Genomic DNA, 17,771 nt, shown 5'->3' with positions numbered 1-17,771 from the left:
ATCTTTGTATTCTGTGTAATCAGTGGGAAAAAACGTAGTAAAAATTAAACAACCCAATTATTAAAAAAATGAAACCTAATATATTTTTTACAGCGGACCATCATTTCGGTCACGCCAATATTATAAAATTTTCAGAAAGACCATTCGAATCTTTAGACCATATGAATGAGGAACTGATTAAAAGATGGAATGAAAGAATCGGTACCCATGATACCGTCTACCATCTTGGCGATATCAGTTTGGGAAAACCGGATTTCACCAAGGAAATTCTCGACAGATTAAACGGCAATATCCATTTGATCAGAGGAAACCATGAAGGTGCCGCGCTCACATACCCCAAACGATTTGAATCCGTGAGAGATTATCATGAACTGAAAATTGATGAGCCGGAAAACAGCAATGGCAAACAAAAGATTATCCTCCTTCATTACGCTATGCGTACCTGGAACGGATCTCATCGCGGGGTTTGGCAGCTCTACGGCCATTCACACGGAACTTTACCCGATGATGAGATGGCTTTAAGCTTCGACGTGGGAGTAGACTGCCACGATTTTTATCCGGTTTCCTACGAAGAGGTTAAGGAAATTATGAAACGAAAGAAATGGTCACCTCCGTTTGGAGACAGAGGACTATAAATAATGAGAAATGAGTAATGAGTAATGAGTAATGAGTAATGAGTGGCGGCCATTATAATACATTGGACTAACACAATCATGAATATATTTTACTTTTTACATTATACATTTTACAAAAAAATGAACACAACCAACGAAATACTTATCATCGATTTAGAAGCTACCTGCTGGGAGAACGACAGGATTCCCATTGGAGAGAAAGTCGATATTATAGAAATAGGGATCTGCAAACTTGATTTAAAATCAAAAGCCATTTCCCAAAAACAAAGCATTTATGTCATTCCCGAAAGATCAGAGATCAATGATTTTTGCACAAAACTAACAGGAATTACACCACAGATGATCGAAGAAAAAGGAATCTATTTTGAAGAAGCCTGTGAAAAGATCATACATGAATATCATCCGTCAACACTTAACTGGGCGGGTTTTGGAAACTTCGACAAGGAGCAGATTTTTGAACAGTGTGACTGGCTCGGAATAGACATTCCTTTTGACGGAGAATATCTGAACATCATGGAAGAATTCAGAGATCATTTCAGACTCCATAAAATGATAGGCCTGAAAAGAGCCCTTGACTACCTGAAAATGGATTTTGAAGGAAACCATCACAGTGGAGCAGATGATGCTTACAATGCGGCCAAAATTTTACAGAAGATTTTGGAATAAGAATAAAGCCAGAAGCTGGAAAAAGAATGTCCATGATCCACTTCTATCTTCTTAAACATTAAATTTTAAACAAATGAAAACAACAGAAAATATACTTATTATAGATCTGGAAGCCACCTGCTGGGACGACAGACCGCCCAGAGGCCAGGAAAGCGAGATCATCGAAATAGGAGTATGCATCATGAATGCAGCAACCGGCAAAGTCTCAAAAAGCGAAGGCATTTTAGTAAAGCCACAGTACTCAAAGGTCAGTCCCTTCTGTACACAACTGACTTCTATAACGCAAAATATGCTTGACGATGAAGGCATCATGCTGGAAGATGCATTGGATATCCTCAGAGCAGAATACGATTCCGAGGACCTGACATGGGCAAGCTACGGTAATTATGACCTGAATATGCTGCAGAACCAGGCCAGAAGATTCAATGTGGATTATCCGTTGAGCGATGAGCATATCAATGTAAAAACATTATTCGGACAGCTGCATCCTACCGTCAGAAAAAGTGTAGGAATGAGCAGAGCTTTAGGCGAGTTGAATCTCAAGCTGGAAGGTACTCACCACAGAGGAGTAGACGATGCGAAGAATATTGCGAAAATTTTGCATTGGTGCTTGAATCAGGCTTAATGTAACAATTTAATCATACAACAGTATAGCAATGACTCCCTTTTTTAGGGAGTTTTTTTTATTTTTTATCAAATTTTATTTCCTACGCAGAATGATTGCGCAATACAGTTTTTACTTTGCATTATCAAAATGAAACAGCACTGAAATTTTGAAAAACAGATTTCAGTTAAAATATCAGGCAAGTCAGGTTGTGTGTTTCTGTATAGCACCATTGCAGAAGAATTTGTTGAAAAAGATTGTTTTCGCTCTGTTCAGCTTGGCCCGAAGGTTTGAGGAGTTAACCAAAAAACTTCTACCATTAGCTATTGTACGAAGGTTCGAATCCTTCTGTTTCCTTAAGGGGAAATATAACTCAAGAGGATAGAGTAAATAGTTTTTTTGCGAAGGTTCGAATCCTTCTCTCAATTAAGATTGAGATAGCTCAAGTGGTTAGAGCACTACACTTTACATGTAGTTAAAGATAGACTGAAAATCTATTTTTTACAAAGTTTTCAATGTTTTTCTTTAAAAACATTCCTATAGAGAAAATCTGAGTTTTTTCAGTTGTTGAATCAACATTTTTGAAAAAGCCAGTAAGAAAGATTTTTTCTGAAAGTGAAATTCAGTTGATGAATACCACAATTGAACGGAATTTTCTGATAAGGACGGGTTTTCCGCGTGAGCGATGGTAACGGATATCCTTTTTTGTACGCAAAAAAGATAGCAGTGAACGTAGCGACCCGGGTTGCTGCTTTCAGCGGTGGCCAAGGGACACGCCCAAGATCTTACCAATTGGGAAAAATAAGTTTAAGAACAGTATTTTGAAATGATTTGAGCTTTTTGAAACTCCTTTGCTTCCGCCATTTTTTGGAAGAAAGAAATTCGGTTTTCTCTTTTTAATTGAAATAATACAATTTAAAAATATAATAAAATGATAAAAAATGTACACATTAAAGCCTACCAAATGGGTTTGGTCTTCAAAAACCGAAACTTAATTGAAGTTCTCAAAGAAGGTAATCATTATGTCTTCGGAAATAAATCGGTAGAAATCTATGAGATGAAATCCCGTTTTGAAGCCGGTGAAGATTTACCGATTCTGTTGAAAAATGAAACATTGAAAAATCTCTTGGAAACCGTAGAGGCAAAAGACGGAGAAATCATTTTAGTTCATGAAAACGGAATTTTTAAAGATGTTTTGACTGTTGGACAGTATGCATTCTGGATGGGAATGGTCAACAGAGAATTTCAGAAAATAGATTTAACAAATATTGAAATCCCGGAAGGAATCTCCAAGACAATTTTAGAAAATATAAAGGTGAAAAGCTTTGTAAGAAAGTTTCTTGTTCCTCATCACCACAAAGGTTTATTGTTAATTGACGGTAAATTAACTCAAATATTGGAAAGCGGTATTTACTCCTTCTGGAACAATGATGTTTCAGTTGAGGTTAAATTAATTGATCCCAATTATGAAGTAAAATCTCAGTTTGGAACGCATGAAAATGGAGCTGCTTTATTAAAAAATGAAACCCTGAAAAGCCTTTTAAAAATTGTAGAGGTAAAAGATGGTGAGATCATTTTGCTATATGAAAACGGGACTTTAAAAGATGTTCTGAATGTTGGACAATATGCATTCTGGATGGATATTACTGAAAGAACTTTTCAAAAAGTGGATTTAACGAAAGTTGAAATCACCGAGGATATCCCGAATACCATCCTGGAAAATTCAAGGCTGAGACATTACGTAAGAAAATTTATTGTACCGAATCAGTATAAAGGATTGCTGATCATTGGCGGTAAATTGGTAAACACTCTGGAAGCGGGAACTTACAGTTTTTGGAATAATGAAATTTCCATCGATGTCAATACGGTTGATATGCGAATGCAGCAGATGGAAATTGCAGGTCAGGAGCTTTTGACTAAGGATAAAGCGATGCTAAGAATCAATTTTTATGTGAGTTTTCAGGTACAGAGTATCGAAAAAGCACTGATGGAAAATAAAGAATATGATAAGCAATTGTATATTCTGATGCAGCTGGCATTGCGTGAGTTTGTAGGAGCTTTAACACTGGATGAACTGTTGCTGAAGAAAGATTCGGTAGGAAAAGAAATTCTTGAAAATCTGGGTGGAAAAGCCGGCGATTTAGGGATCAGAGCTTTTGATGCGGGTATCCGTGATGTGATCTTAACGGGAGAAATGAAGGAGATTATGAATCAGGTATTAATCGCTGAGAAAAAAGCCCAGGCCAACAGCATCATGCGCCGTGAAGAAACGGCTTCCACAAGAAGCTTGCTGAACACTGCGAAGCTAATGGAAGAAAATGAAGTTTTATGGAAGCTGAAAGAAATGGAGTATATGGAAAAAATCGCAGAAAAGATTGGTGATATTACCGTTTCAGGAAACAGTAACATCGTTTCCCAGCTGAAAGAAATTTTTACAAAATAAAAACTAAAAACTAATAACTGTTACTATAGGGTAGGCTTGTGTAAAACGGTCTGCCCTTTTTAAATCCTAATGGTGAAAAGAGGAGAACAGAGATAAATCCATTTTTTTAGCACGGGCTGAAGAGATGGATTTTATCATTTTGAAAAGATCATAAACAACCGTTACGATATCCCGCATACGGATTCCAAAGAAAAATTGATGACTAAAAATTCAGAAACAAATTCTTTTTTTCCTAGATTAATACAAGAATCTGGAGAGCCTGGTTCCCGAAAATCCTGCGTTCCCATTGATGAATTTTACAGTTAGAAAATTAAAATTTGGAGATGAAATAGCATCAGAAAGCGAAATGGCGGTTTTGAAAGGTGGTTCAGGAATTAATATCGCTGTTAATAAATTTGACACGTACTATTTCTTAGGTAATCATCAATGCTTAAATGATTATCTCAAATTTTTTCCTGATGGATTTTTTAACATATATTGTCATAATATAAAGAAAGAAGAATATGCACTGGAATCAGACTTTTTTGTATTTGGAATCAATACCCATTTTTCAATTGACCTCAGAGATAAAGAAATCAATTGTCAAATTCACGACTATCACGGAGATCATTTGAGCTTCAGAAAAACAGCTTCCAAAGAAAAGACAGATATCTACCGTTTTTTCAAAGATGAAAGAAGAATTCCTTTTAACTTTTATTCAGAAATGCTTGCAGAACTCCTGTTGAAAGCATAATTTTTTGTTAAAAAAATCACTTTAAAGGGATATTTCAATGTCTGTCAGTCATTTTTTATTATTTTAGTCCCCTAGATTGGAATTATGCTTATTGGAGATGAATTGAAGACGATTTATTTAAATTTTAGAATCAAGGAAATTATTCCTTTTCTTATCAAGCTGACCCCAAAAGAAAAGAAAGAAACTGCAGTCATTTTAAAGAAATTTTTAAATAAAGACTGGGGTCATAATCACATTTCCATGCTGGCCACATTGGCTTGCAGCAGTACTCAGGAAGAATACGAAAAATTGGCTTCTGCCTATTATGCATTACCGGTCGATCTCATTGATGAATTATTTGAATCTTATGTTCCGGAATGGGTGGGAAACTGTTACCCGTTTCTAAGAAATATTGATTATCTCAAAGTTCTTGAATGGCAAAAGAAAGGATATCTTCAGCTGACTGATGAAGTTTCTGCCAATCTCCTTTCAGAATCACTCGCTTCCAATCATACTTCAGAAGAAATTCTTTTTACTTATCCGATCACAATAAATTCCCATATCTGGCTGCTTTTTCAATATGAGACAAGCATCAACTGTCATTATCAAAACGGAAGAAACTGGAAAGTCCTTTTGCGTGAACTTCTCAGTGACAATAAACTGGACCGTTCAAAAGTTTTACAGGGATGTTGGGATGCCGTCAATCTTAATGTATCAAAAGATCATAATAGCTGGTTTCTCGAATTGTTTTCTCATCTTGAACCTTCCGACAAAGAAATTTTAGCTCTACAGGACAATCTCTTTTCAGTCCTTCATTCCTCACAGCAATCACTTTTTGTTCCGGTACTGAAAATTATAAATCAGGTAACCACGGAAGATGAATTCAAAACTGAGGAATTTCTTAAGGCTGCACTGGTTTTACCGGCTCTTCAGGGTAAAAATATTTTGAATACACTCCTGCAGATCCTTGAGAAAATAGCGAAGAAGGATAAAAGGTACAGAGAAGAAATCTGTCTTTTTTTACTTCCTGTATTCATCAATAAAGATGCTGCGATACAGATCAAAGCAGCAAAGATCATAGCGAAATATGGGGATCCGGATTCAGAAAATATAAAAAACGAAATCCTTTCGTATGGAGAATCTCTTCTTTCAGACACCAAAGTATTACTAGAGAAATTTCTTTCCATTAAAGAAAATAATGAATTTCATACATTGGTTGAAAATGAAGAATTGGCTGTCTGGCATATCAGTCAAACGGTTTCTCCGATTCAGTCAGCCAGCGATTTTATATTCTTTGCCCCACAATTGTTCAGCAACAACAATCCTGGTGATTTTGATCTCTTTTTAGATGCGTTAATGAGATTCAATACTGAGATCAATGAAGAAGAACTTAACCAATTGGAACCAGCGTTTAAAGCAGCTTTGAAAGTAAAAGGAAGTGTTGGATTGCATCATTTACATGCGACATTTTTTATTCAATACGGTCTTTTAAAACATAAGAACGGATCTCCAATACTTAATGAGGCCAGAAAAGAATTTCCCGAGCTTGAAAACTGGGTAGGAAAACGGACACCTTTGATTTTTAAAGCCTATCATCAGTTTCTTTCCGGCATATTTGAGCTTTTAAAACAAGGGAAAAATATTCCATTGCTTTCAGTTCCGGACCATACTCCATGCTGGATAGACATTCGTAAGCTTGTGGATAAAATAAAAATATATCAGGACCTGAAAATAATTCCCATTCCTTTCGATCTTCAGCGGGCCATCCTCAGGGTGAAAAAAGAGCATCTTACAGAATCAAAAAAGTATGCACAGATACAACTTGGCAAAGAGTATTTTAAATATTTAGAACCTGTTTTTGATCCCGAATATTTCAAAGCCAGGTATGAAAGCGCCTATCTGGAAGGCAGCTTCAATAGAAAATTGGGGATTAGAAAAATATACAAAGCATACGTTGCAGAAGAAGTTCCGGAGATTACGGTAACGATTGAAAATAAAGAAATCCCGGCAGAAGCACCGCTTTTGGATCACTTATTTAACTCATATCATGGAGTTTATGATCATGATCTGATTCGCATTTTATATACCGCTCCCTATTTTTCGGCATCGGTTTTTGCGAAAAAATGTAATGAAACCCTGTCCAATGCTGTTTATCAGTATGACAGCAAGACCAATACCGGATTATTAGACGCGTGGATGAAGCTGGATCTTCCATTCCAATCCATGCATTATTTATTCCTGTCCGCTGCCATGTTCAGCAAGGATAAAACCTTCTCTGGTACGGCTTTTGAAGCGATTATTCACAAGATAGCTTCAGATGATTTTGACATTGGGACATTAGGAATAATGATCGGCGAAAAAATCAACTTCGGACTAGTTCCGGTTAAAAGACTGAGAGATGGAATTGATCGCTTTATTGGATTGAATTCCAGTCTTAACCGGGCTTTCGAAAAACTATTGATATCCATTCTTAAAACAATAGATCACCCAGTTTTTAATCTTAAAAAGATTTTGGAGATTTATGACGAGCTGTTACATCTCAATCAGTCGAAAACTGATGCTGATGTGGCTGTGAGGTTAAAAGAATGGGAAAACGAAAATAACCTGAAAAAAATGATTATCAAATTAAAAACAAATGAAAGAAAGATTGTATGAGATCCTTAATGAGGAAAAAGCACATGAGATTATTCCTTTTCTGAAGCAGCTTACCGCAGAAGAAAGAAAATCCCTGGTACCTACCATAAAAAAACTGGACAGGGAGATCAGTAAGATTGTAATGACGAAAAACTCCTACCATACTGCCGGTTCTGCAGACCAGCATTCTATCATAGACATCGCTTCGTTTGTCTGCATGGATCAAAAGCATTATGGAAAAAACTATTGGAGTCTTTTCAGAAACAAAGAACAGACCAGCACCATATTGGAATGGGGTTGTCCACACTGGTTTTCAGATTTTATCAATGATTCTATTGAGGCAGAATTTACTGCATTTGATTATCAGGACATTCTGGGTTGGACAGAAAAAGGATACGTACAGCCAAGACCAGAGCTGCTGGGCTACCATTTAAGCCTTCAGCCCTATGATCTGGATAAATCTCCCGAAACACTGGAAACCCACTTTTGGTATTTGTGCGAATTTCCTTCAAAATCACTTCCTTTTAAAAGAGAGTGGCTTCCATTAGTTCAAAAACTCATTGCCGAAAATAAAATTGACAGAAAAAGATTTCTCAAAGAATGCCTTCTGGCAGCCAACAGAAATTTTAATAAAAATGTCACTGGATGGTTCATGGAAGCATTCAATGTACTAAAACCTTCTGATGAGGAACTGATCTTGCTGCAGGACGAACTGATGGCAGGTCTGGCTTCTGTACAGTCGAAGGCCGTCAATACCGTACTTGCCCATTTGAAAAAAATAGTGCCAACCGTTGAATTTAAGACCAGTGAGTTTTCCCATTTTCTTCCGAATCTGTTGAGTTCAGAGGTAAAAACCGTCGTGGCCGCCAGTCTTACCGTAACAGAAAAGATATTTCAAAAAAAGAAACTGGACACCGAAAATCTGGAAATGGCCTTAAGTGCAGCTTTTGTAAGCAAAGACGAAAGCATTCAGAGCAAAGCCGCAAAGATTATTCAGAGGTACATTCCCGTTTCAGATAACATGAAGGAAGCCCTGTCTCATTATGCCGATAATATTTTAGCTAATGTACGGCCTGGTTTGGTTCAATATATCGAAAATACACAACTTGAGCTTGATATTGTTATTCCTGAAAAACTAGAACTGATCAGTGAAGACAGTAAGATTCAGGAACCGGAAAGCTTTGAAGATCTCATGTTTTTTCTGCCACAGGCCATAGAAAATCCCGGAACATGCTACTATGATCTTGCATTGGCAGGACTTATTCGTTTTGCCGATAAAGAAGATGAAGAATCTGTAAAGCTTTTTGAACCCGTATTTCAGAAAGCCTGTAAAACCATTGCCAAATGGGAAGTACATCATTTTAATGTGTTGCTGGGAAATCTGATCATCAATTACGGACTTTCATTATTAGAAAAATATCCTGTTCAGCTTAAGAATCTGGACAAAATATATAAAAGAACCTGCGAGGATGAAGCCACAAGAGAAGCCTATTCCAGTTATCATAAAAAACTTGGACCTATCAAAGATATCAAAGTGGGTGGACTGGCGATGAAGCCTTTCAAAAATATAGCAGTACATGTTTATAATAAGATAACAACAGGAGATAAAATACCGTTGCTGTCTACGGTTACGCATGAGCCGTGCTGGGTAAGTCCTGAAGCATTGATCGAAAGATTTGAAACCTATCAGAATGAAAATATTCAACCTGATGATCTTGATGTACAGCTTGCGTTACAACGATGTTCAATGGAAAAAACGTCAGACCGGATTAAACTTGTTGAACAAAAGTTAAAAGGAGAATACAAAGAACTTCTTCTGTTCTTTTTTGATAAAAACAGGACTCCAAAAGGTAAATTTGAGCATCCTTCATGGTGGATGACCGCAGGAATTACAAGATCTCCGGGAAGAATTTTTGAAGAATTCAACAACTTCGGATATGATGATATTCCTAAAGAATTTATTACAGGTTCTTATAACTGGAAAACAATTGACAGCAAAAAGAATTCCTATTATCCTGTAGAATTGAATATCAATGTTCCGAAATACCACCTGAACAAAAGAGACCACCCTCTCTTTTTAGAATACTTTATTGCAGAACAGAAGCATTTTTCTGAAACCCCTTCCTTTATGTGGAGTTTCCCGAATACCCCTGGAAATGTTTTCGCTAAGATCATTAAAGACTGCCTGTTTTATTCAGGAATGGCAGAGGTTTATGAAAGAGGACTGGTTCTGAATACAGCACAGGCCCTTCATCAAATGAAAAAGCCTCTGGATGAAATGGGATACCTGTTTCTGGGTACTATTTTCCTCGACGGAGACAAAGTCATCCGCGGAACCGCTGCTGAGATCTGGCTGGAACATGTTTCCCATAAAGTAATGGATAATGTGCAATTAGGACGTATAATAGGACTACATGAAAAGCTGGAATGGGCACCGGTAAAGAGATTCACCGATCTTGTTCAGCACCAGATGCTCAATGTCAGCAAAGACCATAATCTCGCACTGGAAGAGCTTCTTACCCATATTTTGCTGCAGATGGAAACACCCGTTACCAATCTTAAAAAAATATTGGATATTTATCATGAAGTTCTGGCCTTAAATCAATCACAGGCCGATAAAAACTTAAAAGAAAAACTGAATAGCTGGAAAGACAATTCCAGTCTGAAAAAAATCTGCAATCTTCTTCTAAAAAAATAGATATGGAAGATACGCTTGTTTACAATTATCAGAGACCATCGTCTCTGATAAAAAAAGATGCATCTGAAGAATTATTTCTGTCCAAGTACAGCGAGATTCAGAAGAATACAGATGCTCCCTGCTTTTTCTGGGGAAATGTCAGTCAGCCGTTTATATTGGCAAGATGCCTTATTACACTTTCGAATATTGTGAAATCCAGCTTTAATCTGTCGCCGTTTCAGATGGCCTTGCTTAAAGATCCAATCGTTACAGCCGGAAACAGCAGGTTGCGATTTGAAGGGTTTTCACACTGTGCAGGTGTTTATGCCAGGGTAGATGTGCTGTCTGAAAGCCTTGATGGCGAATTTCTTGAGAACGGAACCACCAATGTGGATTTCAACCAGCCGATGATTACCGCTTTGGGAAGCATTCGTCCCAATGAGAAAATAGTCCTCTCTGTAGGTGAAAAAGAAGTAGGGTTTTACAAAGAAGAAAAAAAAATAGTGGAAAGAAAAGTTCCGCTGCCTGTAAAATGGATCAAAGGACTCAGCACGGTTCAGATCTATCTGTCTGAGTCAGAAAAGCTTTATACGTTCAATAAAATCCAGACCCAACAGCTGTTCAGAGGAATACCAAAAGGTCCCGTGAAATCAGATTACTATTTGATCATCAGAGGGAATAAACCGATGTTCTCTCCTGTGAAATCAGCAGATGCTGTATGTATCGGAGGACTCAACAGGCTTCGTCTGCTGGAACCACTTCTTCCTTACATCGATCAGATGCAGGTATTTCCGCATGCAGATATGCAGTCTACCACATGGCAATTGTATATGGGGAATATCAGATTCAGTTTTTCATTGTCAAGAGAAAGCTGGAGAGGGTTTTCCGGTGAAGGCGCTGTTTTAGACAGTCTGATTGATGATATATCTGATGAGTGGATTGATGCACTGGATAAGTATGCTTACGCCAACCAGTCTTTTAATCCCACTTCTTTTGCTTTAAATGAAAATATAGGTCTGAAGAAAACAGATAACCTCACCGGAAGACTGGCTGCCATGGGACTCTTGGGCTATGATCTTGATGACAATGAATTTTTCTATCGGAGATTGCCGTTTAAACTCAATAGAATTATCGGGTTAAATCCAAGGATGAAAAATGCAGAAAAATTAATTGCTGAAGGAAAAGTACAGATTTTAAATAAAAATCTGGCCAGAACTGAAGCTAGGGTAGAAGGTACAGGTGTTCATCATACCGTTATTATAGACAATGGCAAAGAGCGTTGTACCTGTGAATGGTTTAGTAAATACCAGGGCGAAAGAGGGGCATGCAAACATGTACTTGCGGTAAAAAAATTAGTACAAATGTAAATACAAAGGACAGCTTATCACATAAGTCTGTCCTTTTTTATTATTGATGGTTCATCCATTCTTCATAAGAAATCACTCCCAATTCAGGTTTTCCCTCCCCTTTAAGAATGGAGATAAATTCAAGCTGGTTGCCATCCGGATCATTGAAATAAATGGCTAATGCAGGCATCCAGGCAAAAACCATAGGTTCATCAATACCATCTTTCAGGAAGTTATATGGTTTCAGATGTTTATTTTTCAGAAAATCTACGGAATAATTTAAAATATCTTTTTGACTGCTCGAAAAAGCAAAATGTCTTGGCTGCAGATTTTCTTTCTGCTCCCACAATCCCAGCATAAATTCTTTGCCTTCTCCAATCCACAAAAATGCAATAGGACGCGTCTTATCCCTATGGGCCAGCTTCAGACCCAGTACCTCAGTGTAAAATCGGATAGAATCTTCTAAACTGCTTACCTGCACATGGGTCTCATATAATCCTTTAATCATAGCTTCAATATTAATGTATACAAATCTAGACAATGCTATTTGGAAAAGCAGAGAATGGCGATTCCTTTATTGGAAATGAATGATAGACATTTTGTATGTGGGAAAAATTAGATAAAAGATAAAAGATAAAAGATAAAAGATAAAAGATAAAAGATAAAAGATAAAAGATAAAAGATAAAAGATAAAAGATATTTTCAGTAAGCATCTGAATTCAAAACACGGATATCACCAATCCTTTACACAAATAACACAATGATAGGCATGGATCTGAGAAATCTGCGGGAGATAAAACATACATACCGTTTCAAAATTCACCAATTTGATTAAGTTAAAAAATAATATAAATATTCACTACGCAAAAAGACTGCGTAATACTGTTTTTACTTTGCAACAGATATCAGAGAGGATGAGGTGATCCTCACAACAATGTTTAACAAAAAACAGTAACTCATGAAATTTAATTTTTTAAAAAAAGAGAAAAATACCGTATTCAATTACGAAGGTGCAAAGGCTTTTTCTATGACACCTGCCGAAGAATTGTATAGTGCTGTTGTTACAACAGGATTATCCAACACTTCTTATGAAAAAGGGAATGACCGATGGAAAAGAATTCAGTCTCTGATCAAAAAAAATGATCCGGAATTTGTAGCTCAACTGGCAGTCTATGCCAGAAAGGATATGTATCTCCGTTCGATTCCGTTGGTTTTGACTGCGGAACTTGCAAAGCAGACCTCCGGGACAGACCTTGTCAGCAGAACTGTTGAAGGTATTGTTCAGAGAGCAGATGAAATCACCGAACTTTTAGCCTACTATCAGACTGCTAATGAAAGAACAGAAACCAAAAAGCTGAACAAACTTTCAAAGCAGATCCAGAAAGGTCTTGCCAAATCTTTCAATAAATTTGATGAATACCAGTTCGCAAAATACAACAGAAAAGCAGAAGTCACCCTTAAAGATGCCTTATTTTTGGTTCACCCGAAAGCAAAGGATGAAAATCAACAGGCAATTTTCAACAAAATTGTGAGAGATACTTTGGAAACTCCGTACACTTGGGAGGTTGAACTTTCAGTTTTAGGTCAGACTAAATTTGCAGATGAAGCAGAAAAAAAGATGGCTTTTAAAACAAAATGGGAAGAATTGATCTTCAGCAACAAGCTTGGATATATGGCAACGTTGAGAAACCTGAGAAATATTTTGGAATCAGGGGTTTCCTCTGATGCCATCTATAAGATCTCTACCTATTTATCCAATGAAAAAGCAGTCATCAACTCGAAGCAGCTTCCGTTTAGATTTTTAGCCGCCTATAGAGAATTGAAGACTATTGATTCACCTTATTTGTCATCCATTTTGGAAGCATTGGAAGATGCGGTGATGGTAAGTGCAAAAAATATAAAAGGTTTTGGCTTTGATACTTCGGTGATCATTGCGGCAGATATTTCAGGTTCTATGCAACAGCCTGTTTCTCCTAAAAGTAAGGTATTGCTTTACGATATCGGATTATTGATGTCTATGATTTTGCAGTCACAGTGTAAAAATGTGATCACCGGTATGTTCGGTGACCTCTGGAAAAGAGTTCCGATGCCTAAAAGTGGTATTTTGAGAAACGTTAATGAATGGTACAAAAGAGAAGGGGAGGTAGGTTATTCTACCAACGGCTATCTGGTGATTGAAGATCTGATTTCCAGAAAAGAAAAAGCAGATAAAGTAATGTTGTTTACAGACACCCAATTGTGGAACAGCAACTGGACTAAAAATTCTTTTGAAGATTCCTGGAATCGTTATAAAAAAATAGCTCCGGATGCGAAATTATATATCTTTGATCTGGCAGGTTATGGAAAACCACCATTAGATGTCAAAAAAAATGATGTCTACCTTATTGCTGGCTGGTCAGATAAGATTTTCGATGTACTGAATGCTTTGGAAGACAGAAAATCTGCAATTCAGGTCATTAAAAAAGTGGTGCTGTAAAAGGCACTGCTTTTATAAACTATAAATGATGAATGATGATCGAATCTTCATGACAAATTGATCGAATAAATTTCAATAAACACAACTTGAATTCTTCAGAGTATGAAACTAATTAATGTAATTGAAATCTACCCATTAAAATATTCAAGAGAAGAATCTGAATTACCAGATAGTTCTGATTTTCCAGATTCTGACATCTGGTATACGGAATGGGAAAAAGCCGTCTCTAGGCTAAATTTTAATTTTAGTCCAATAGATAAAGATACCTATTTTGTTAATATTGAAATGATTGATGATGAAAATTTAGAAATTATTTTAGAAGTGAATCTTAAAGAGATAAATCCGGAAGAAACTGAAGATATGATGACGGCTTTTGATGGAGGAATAGTTTTGATAGAAGAGGATAAAACATGGGTTTTACCTACATGTTGTGGAGATATTGGTAATATCAAAGAGTGGAAAAAAATTCTTGAAGATAAAACTGAAGAATGGAACGAGCTGTGGATCGGTCACCCATGGATTTTTTATAAAAAGGTAAAAGGAAAAATTCAGTTGTCCGGTTATTCTGATATAAGTATTAAAGGTTCAAAAAATATACAAACCCTTATTGAAGTTGATGAATTGAAATTGAAAACTGAATTGGAGAAAGCAGAAAAACAACAAATTAATTTCAAAAACAGAATTTCAAAAATTCTGGAAAACCTGGAGATCAAAAATTTTGATAGGATCTCAGAAATATTGACCGGTATGAACAAAGCAACTTAGGAAACGGAGGCTTTAAAAAAATAAACCATTTTAACATTAAAAAACATCTACTGTCTGATTGTGAGATCAATTTTGAACAAAAACAACAAGATATAATTCTCGCGAGTTTTGGAATTTTTAGAGAGCCTAGATTATATTTAACCTGAGTTTTCAAATCTTTAATTTTTGGTTTTTTTGCTTCAAGGCAAAACGAACCAATAGGATTAATGAGATTCCTTCGTCACTTCGTTCCTCGCAATGACAAAAAAATAATACCATGTCCCAAAATTATCAATACCAGGAAGCTCCTATTATCAGAGGAGATCTCACGCATCTTTGTTTGTGCCCTTGTTGCAGAGCACCTGATTGCGGTGAAGAATATATGCTTGTTACGAAATCAGAGGGCAGACTTGAAGCTGTACTTTTTGGTGGGGCAAGTTTCAGAATGTATTTAAACTACTGGTTTTATGAAGGTATTACTCCGGAAGAATACAACAGGGTACCGGAATTTGTGAGACAAAATAATGAATGTATAGGTTGGCAGGATATCAGTGCTGAGCGTACAGAAATCAATGCAGATGATTTTCTGTTCACTTTGGAATCCATAAAAAATAACAGCCGTTCGGAATATCAGGACAAAGATTTTGAAAACTATTATTATCCCGTTTTTAAGAGTTTTACACAGGAGGTTATAAGAAAAGGGCAGAAGCTTTATATCAGTATTTAAAAAACAATAAAAATAAAATAAGCTGCGTAAAAAGAATGCGCACTTCTGAAATAATTTTGCAGTGTTATTCATCCGGTGACGTAAGGAAAGAACTTCTTCGACTTCGACTTGAAACAAAGTCTTTCCGCCAGATGCCCGGTAAAAATACAGGAAAACCCGTTGGGAAAATATAAAGCAGGTGCCGTAAAACAGAATTGCTTCGTTGGGTGGCAGCAATACAGGTTCGAATCCTGTTCTGGAAACAGATGGCGTAATGGTATCGCTCTGTCGTGAGTTTCTGTTTGATTGAATGCCGTGCTTAAAAAAATCAAGTGTCGTTTTAGGATCATACTTCGATTGTTAAACGTTTAGGTCGCAGGTTCGATTCCTGCCTTCCCTGTTGTAAACGGGAGTGAAGCTCAGAAGGTAGAGCAAAACGCAGAAAAGATCCTTACATTATTACCTTGATTTTCAACAAAAGAGTGCCGTTAGAGAAAACTTACTTCGGTTACTATTGGTTCGATTCCAGAATAAGCCTGATGGTTTATGTATAAAAGTTTTTTCGCCTTTAGCCTCTTTTTAATTTTAAAAAAACTTAGCAGATAAGTGTCGTAGAGAAGAGTTCCTTCGAATTAACGGTCCTAAGGTAGCGTCATTCGGGCGACCGAACTAGCGACGCTGGATTGAAACCCAGCCTGGCAAAAGTTTTTCTTCTGGGAAAATGCAAGTCTCAAGCAGATGTAGAATTGCCGGTTCACTGCCCGATAGGGTAAGAACGACGCTCTGAAAAGAGCAAACTTTTTTCGCCTGTTTCCTTATCTGTTACAAAATAAACAAGTGCCGTAGAACAGTGTTACTTCGCTCATTACGACGGGGTCACGGGTTCGAGTCCCGTCTCTTCCACAAAAAAACACAATCTATCAATAGGAAGAGTAGCTCAGTTGGTTAGAGCACGACTACACTTTCGGTTGTTGCCTTGTTTTACAATATAAAAGTGTCGTAAAGGAAGAAATCCATCGTCACAACTTTTGGGGAGGAATAGCGAAGCTGGTCACTCCGGCAAGGCTATCCGGTTCGAATCCGGCAAAGCGACACCCCATTTTTCCTGACCATTACCTTTTACAAAAAATGCCGGTGAATTAATTTTCGCCGGCATTAATTACTTTTTCTATCTCTTCTTCGAACGTTTTTTTCCAGTTGATGATAGTCGTTCTGCTGATCTTATATTTCCTGGACATATAGCTGGTAGAAAAACCATGCTTGCTTTGATACTGCAAAAGCTTGAACATCGTTTTTTTATCATACGTTTTAAGCTTCTGGTTGTTGATCTGGCTTTCTTTAGACTGGGCAAAAATCTTTTCGTTAAAATTTAAGACATCCTCAGTGGTATTCAATTTATCCAGAAGTTCTTTGATCTTTGGATCCTTTAGCTTTTCCGGATGTTCCAGCCTCAGCATATCATAATATATCTTCTTGTAGTTGGGACGCATACTCAGTTCTGTTTATCCGTTAGTATTATCATTGTTTTTCTGAAGCCATCGGTGAAGTGTACTTTTTGGAATAGAATATTCTTTGATCACTTCGCCATAGGTCATTTCACCCGATAAGATTCTCTTCATGATAAAATCTTTGATTTCCTGGGTGTAAATATTCTTTCTGAAATAAGGAATTTTATCAGATTTCTTTTGATTTTTATTAACGGCAGAGGGAGGTGCATATAAAATAAGATGCGAACTGTAAAGTCTGAAAAAATCATATTCCAGAAGCTTGCTCCATCTCAGCAGTAATTCCACATCGATGGATTTGCTGTTGTATACATTTTCAATAAATTGCTCATCCTTATTGAGAAAATTACAGATCCTCTCCATGGGTATCTCATTTTCATCAACCATCTCCTTGATAAACTTTCCTATATGAATTTCTTTATATAACATGTATAAGTAAATTTCTTATTAAATTTATGAATTAAAAAAAATAGATAATATATTACATTTTATACCGAATACATTAGACGGTCTGAAAAATAAAATTACGCCAAGAAAATCTAAGCGGCAGCAAAAAGGAATAGTAAGCTCAGTCCTATACTTGGTTAGGGTGCAGTGGCAGAGTATGGGATCATCTGCCTGTA

Annotated in this window: 14 protein-coding genes; 11 read left to right on the top strand and 3 right to left on the bottom strand. The window is 36.7% G+C overall.

Translation table 11 applies throughout. From position 1 onward, the window contains the following. Window positions 1–68 precede the first annotated feature (68 nt). The 8 genes from EG346_RS01720 to EG346_RS01685 all read left to right on the top strand — a co-directional run bounded on the left by EG346_RS01720 (window position 69) and on the right by EG346_RS01685 (window position 11,738). Window positions 69–635: a metallophosphoesterase family protein gene (locus EG346_RS01720; protein ID WP_123876792.1), complete on the top strand. Its 567-nt coding sequence runs from the start codon at window positions 69–71 to the stop codon at window positions 633–635. A gap of 120 nt (window positions 636–755) precedes the next feature. Beyond that, the gene (locus EG346_RS01715) at window positions 756–1,301 is read left to right on the top strand and encodes a 3'-5' exonuclease (protein WP_073331843.1); all 546 of its coding nucleotides are present in this window, start codon (window positions 756–758) and stop codon (window positions 1,299–1,301) included. Between the two features lie 73 nt (window positions 1,302–1,374). Beyond that, window positions 1,375–1,926 (top strand): 3'-5' exonuclease, encoded by a 552-nt coding sequence (locus EG346_RS01710; RefSeq protein ID WP_123876791.1) that lies wholly within the window; start codon window positions 1,375–1,377, stop codon window positions 1,924–1,926. A gap of 910 nt (window positions 1,927–2,836) precedes the next feature. Next, a complete protein-coding gene (locus EG346_RS01705; protein WP_228426529.1) occupies window positions 2,837–4,348 on the top strand; it encodes a slipin family protein in 1,512 nt (503 codons plus the stop codon). A gap of 289 nt (window positions 4,349–4,637) precedes the next feature. After that, a complete protein-coding gene (locus tag EG346_RS01700) occupies window positions 4,638–5,081 on the top strand; it encodes a hypothetical protein (RefSeq protein WP_123876790.1) in 444 nt (147 codons plus the stop codon). Window positions 5,082–5,165: 84 nt separating this feature from the next. Further along, a complete protein-coding gene (locus EG346_RS01695) occupies window positions 5,166–7,715 on the top strand; it encodes a DUF6493 family protein (RefSeq protein WP_123876789.1) in 2,550 nt (849 codons plus the stop codon). Continuing rightward, window positions 7,696–10,392: a DUF6493 family protein gene (locus tag EG346_RS01690; protein WP_123876788.1), complete on the top strand. Its 2,697-nt coding sequence runs from the start codon at window positions 7,696–7,698 to the stop codon at window positions 10,390–10,392. Before EG346_RS01695 ends, EG346_RS01690 begins: the two co-directional genes overlap by 20 nt. 2 nt (window positions 10,393–10,394) lie before the next feature. Next, window positions 10,395–11,738, top strand: a complete 1,344-nt coding sequence (locus EG346_RS01685) for an SWIM zinc finger family protein (RefSeq protein ID WP_123876787.1) — start codon at window positions 10,395–10,397, stop codon at window positions 11,736–11,738. 40 nt (window positions 11,739–11,778) lie between these two features. On the opposite strand, the gene EG346_RS01680 is transcribed toward EG346_RS01685, so the two are convergent. Next, window positions 11,779–12,225: a VOC family protein gene (locus EG346_RS01680; protein WP_123876786.1), complete on the bottom strand. Its 447-nt coding sequence runs from the start codon at window positions 12,223–12,225 to the stop codon at window positions 11,779–11,781. Between the two features lie 450 nt (window positions 12,226–12,675). Here EG346_RS01680 and EG346_RS01675 point away from each other — a divergent pair, with 450 nt between their 5' ends. The 3 genes from EG346_RS01675 (at window position 12,676) to EG346_RS01665 (ending at window position 15,664) form a co-directional block, all read left to right on the top strand. Further along, window positions 12,676–14,193, top strand: a complete 1,518-nt coding sequence (locus EG346_RS01675; protein WP_123876785.1) for a TROVE domain-containing protein — start codon at window positions 12,676–12,678, stop codon at window positions 14,191–14,193. A gap of 102 nt (window positions 14,194–14,295) precedes the next feature. Next, a complete protein-coding gene (locus EG346_RS01670; protein ID WP_123876784.1) occupies window positions 14,296–14,958 on the top strand; it encodes a hypothetical protein in 663 nt (220 codons plus the stop codon). Window positions 14,959–15,214: 256 nt separating this feature from the next. Further along, window positions 15,215–15,664: a hypothetical protein gene (locus tag EG346_RS01665; RefSeq protein WP_123876783.1), complete on the top strand. Its 450-nt coding sequence runs from the start codon at window positions 15,215–15,217 to the stop codon at window positions 15,662–15,664. Window positions 15,665–16,782: 1,118 nt separating this feature from the next. Here the strand turns inward: EG346_RS01665 and EG346_RS01660 are convergent. Together EG346_RS01660 and EG346_RS01655 are read right to left on the bottom strand one after the other, a co-directional pair. Then, a complete protein-coding gene (locus EG346_RS01660; RefSeq protein ID WP_073331812.1) occupies window positions 16,783–17,133 on the bottom strand; it encodes a hypothetical protein in 351 nt (116 codons plus the stop codon). A gap of 12 nt (window positions 17,134–17,145) precedes the next feature. Then, window positions 17,146–17,577: a transposase gene (locus tag EG346_RS01655; RefSeq protein ID WP_073331809.1), complete on the bottom strand. Its 432-nt coding sequence runs from the start codon at window positions 17,575–17,577 to the stop codon at window positions 17,146–17,148. Window positions 17,578–17,771: the final 194 nt, after the last annotated feature.

Source organism: Chryseobacterium carnipullorum (genome assembly GCF_003815695.1).
GTDB classification, from domain to species: domain Bacteria; phylum Bacteroidota; class Bacteroidia; order Flavobacteriales; family Weeksellaceae; genus Chryseobacterium; species Chryseobacterium carnipullorum.
Note: the sequence above shows the minus strand (reverse complement) of the source record. Positions and strands in the feature narration are given on the sequence as shown.

Bases quoted from the DNA above. Each gene is read 5' to 3' on its own strand.
- EG346_RS01720 (WP_123876792.1), top strand. From the start codon at position 69: ATGAAACCTAATATATTTTTTACAGCGGACCATCATTTCGGTCACGCC.
- EG346_RS01715 (WP_073331843.1), top strand. From the start codon at position 756: ATGAACACAACCAACGAAATACTTATCATCGATTTAGAAGCTACCTGC.
- EG346_RS01710 (WP_123876791.1), top strand. From the start codon at position 1,375: ATGAAAACAACAGAAAATATACTTATTATAGATCTGGAAGCCACCTGC.
- EG346_RS01705 (WP_228426529.1), top strand. From the start codon at position 2,837: ATGATAAAAAATGTACACATTAAAGCCTACCAAATGGGTTTGGTCTTC.
- EG346_RS01700 (WP_123876790.1), top strand. From the start codon at position 4,638: ATGAATTTTACAGTTAGAAAATTAAAATTTGGAGATGAAATAGCATCA.
- EG346_RS01695 (WP_123876789.1), top strand. From the start codon at position 5,166: ATGCTTATTGGAGATGAATTGAAGACGATTTATTTAAATTTTAGAATC.
- EG346_RS01690 (WP_123876788.1), top strand. From the start codon at position 7,696: ATGAAAGAAAGATTGTATGAGATCCTTAATGAGGAAAAAGCACATGAG.
- EG346_RS01685 (WP_123876787.1), top strand. From the start codon at position 10,395: ATGGAAGATACGCTTGTTTACAATTATCAGAGACCATCGTCTCTGATA.
- EG346_RS01680 (WP_123876786.1), bottom strand. From the start codon at position 12,225: ATGATTAAAGGATTATATGAGACCCATGTGCAGGTAAGCAGTTTAGAA.
- EG346_RS01675 (WP_123876785.1), top strand. From the start codon at position 12,676: ATGAAATTTAATTTTTTAAAAAAAGAGAAAAATACCGTATTCAATTAC.
- EG346_RS01670 (WP_123876784.1), top strand. From the start codon at position 14,296: ATGAAACTAATTAATGTAATTGAAATCTACCCATTAAAATATTCAAGA.
- EG346_RS01665 (WP_123876783.1), top strand. From the start codon at position 15,215: ATGTCCCAAAATTATCAATACCAGGAAGCTCCTATTATCAGAGGAGAT.
- EG346_RS01660 (WP_073331812.1), bottom strand. From the start codon at position 17,133: ATGCGTCCCAACTACAAGAAGATATATTATGATATGCTGAGGCTGGAA.
- EG346_RS01655 (WP_073331809.1), bottom strand. From the start codon at position 17,577: ATGTTATATAAAGAAATTCATATAGGAAAGTTTATCAAGGAGATGGTT.